Origin of the sequence: Serratia sp. 506_PEND (assembly GCF_001076875.1) — a bacterium.
GTDB classification, from domain to species: Bacteria; Pseudomonadota; Gammaproteobacteria; order Enterobacterales; family Enterobacteriaceae; genus Serratia; species Serratia marcescens.
In genome coordinates this window covers 1-1,980 of sequence record NZ_JVEL01000170.1, presented here as the reverse complement: position 1 = coordinate 1,980, position 1,980 = coordinate 1, and the positions used below count along the sequence as shown (strand labels likewise).

Here is a 1,980-nt window from a genome sequence, read left to right as displayed (position 1 = left end):
GGCTGCTGTCGTCGACCGGCTGCAGCGGAATTTCAATCAGTGCACCGCGGGTGGCGCCCAGCGCCTGCCAGTTGCGCTCGACGATCTCTTGGCCCTTGCTGCTGTAGCTGCGGGCGATGGCGTCCTGCAGCTGTTGCAGCGCCACGTCGCTCGGCAGGATCTGCGTCAGGTGGAAGAACGCCATCTGCATCACGGTGTTGATGCGCGCGCCGAGCCGGCATTCGCGCGCCAGCTTGGCGGCGTTGATGATATAGAAACGCGCCTGGCGTTGGTGCAACAACGCCTGAACCTCCTGCGGCAGGCGCGACCAGACCTCATCGGCGCCGTAAGGGGTATTGAGCAGGAAGGTGCCGCCGGGCTTCAGGCGTTCAACCATCTGGTACTTATCGATAAACTGCAGCTGGTGGCAGCCGACGAAATCCGCCTGGCTGACCAGATAGGCCGAATTGATCGGCTGCTCGCTGACGCGCAGATGCGACACCGTCAGGCCGCCGGCCTTTTTGGAGTCGTAGACGAAATAGCCCTGCGCATACAGCGGCGTGGCGTTGCCGATGATTTTGATGTTGTTCTTGGTGGCCGAGACCGAACCGTCGCTGCCCAAACCGTAGAACAGCGCTTCCAGCGAGGCGCGCTGCGGCAGGATTTCGTCGCTCAGCGGCAGTGAAAGCCCGGTGACATCATCGAAGATGCCGACGGTAAAGCGCGGGCGCGGCTGCGGCTGGGCCAGCTCACGGAACACCGCCAGCGCACAGTCTGGGCCGAACTCTTTCGACGACAGGCCGTAACGGCCGCCGATCACCCGCGGCAGCGTGGCGCGCTCGCCTCGGCTGTAGGCTTCCGCCAGCGCGGTCATCACGTCCAGATACAGCGGCTCGGCCAGTGCGCCCGGTTCTTTGGTGCGATCGAGCACCGCGACGCTGCGCACGCTGTCCGGCAGCGCGCCGAGCAGGTGTTTGGCGGAGAATGGCCGGAACAGCCGCACTTTCAGCACGCCGACTTTCTCGCCGCGGGTCAGCAGGGTGTCGATCACTTCTTCGCAGGTGCCGGCGGCGGAGCCCATCACCACCACCACGCGTTCGGCCTGCGGGTGGCCGTAATAGTCGAACGGCCGATAGTGGCGGCCGGTGAGGGCGGCGAAGGCTTCCATGGCGTCGATCACGTGTTGGCCGGTGGCGTCATACCACGGGTTGGTGGCTTCGCGCGACTGGAAATAGGTGTCCGGGTTGGCGGAAGTGCCGCGCACCACCGGATGATCCGGCGACAGCGCCCGGCGGCGGTGGGCGTCGATCGCCGCCTGCGGCAGCATTTGCCGCAGCGTATCGTCGCTGAGAGGCACAATCTTGTTGATCTCGTGCGAGGTGCGGAAACCGTCGAAGAAATGGATAAACGGCACGCGCGCGTTGAGGGTGGCGGTCTGTGAGATCAGCGCGAAGTCCTGCGCCTCCTGCACGCTGCCGGCGCACAGCATGGCGCAGCCGGTTTGGCGCACCGCCATCACGTCCGAATGGTCGCCGAAGATGGACAGCGCATGCGTGGCCACGGTGCGCGCGGCGACGTGCAGCACGAACGGCGTCAGCTCGCCGGCCAGTTTGTACAGCGTGGGGATCATCAGCAGCAGACCCTGCGATGAAGTGAACGAGGTCGACAGCGCGCCGGTTTGCAAGGCGCCGTGCACGGTGGCGATCGCGCCGCCTTCCGACTGCATTTCCACCACCCGGGGGATATCGCCCCAGATGTTTTGCCGGCCATCGCCGGACCAGGCGTCCACCTGCTCCGCCATGGTGGAGCTTGGCGTGATAGGGTAGATGGCAATCACTTCGTTGGTGCGATAGGCCACGGAAGCGACTGCATTATTACCATCTGTAGTTATCATCGGCGTTACCTTTTCATTGCTCACAAAGCCGCGAAAGCGCACTTTCGCAGTAATGGAAAAAAGTCTAACAGAGGGGGCGAACGTGGCTTTATCGTGTTTGTGTGGCG

The 1,980-nt window shown here is 64.0% G+C and carries 1 protein-coding gene; it reads right to left on the bottom strand.

Annotated elements, in window-relative coordinates; genetic code table 11:
* A partial coding sequence (gene nifJ, locus ADK28_RS04195; protein ID WP_048794973.1) for a pyruvate:ferredoxin (flavodoxin) oxidoreductase occupies positions 1–1,873 on the bottom strand: 1,873 nt, incomplete at its 3' end.
* Positions 1,874–1,980 lie beyond the last annotated feature (107 nt).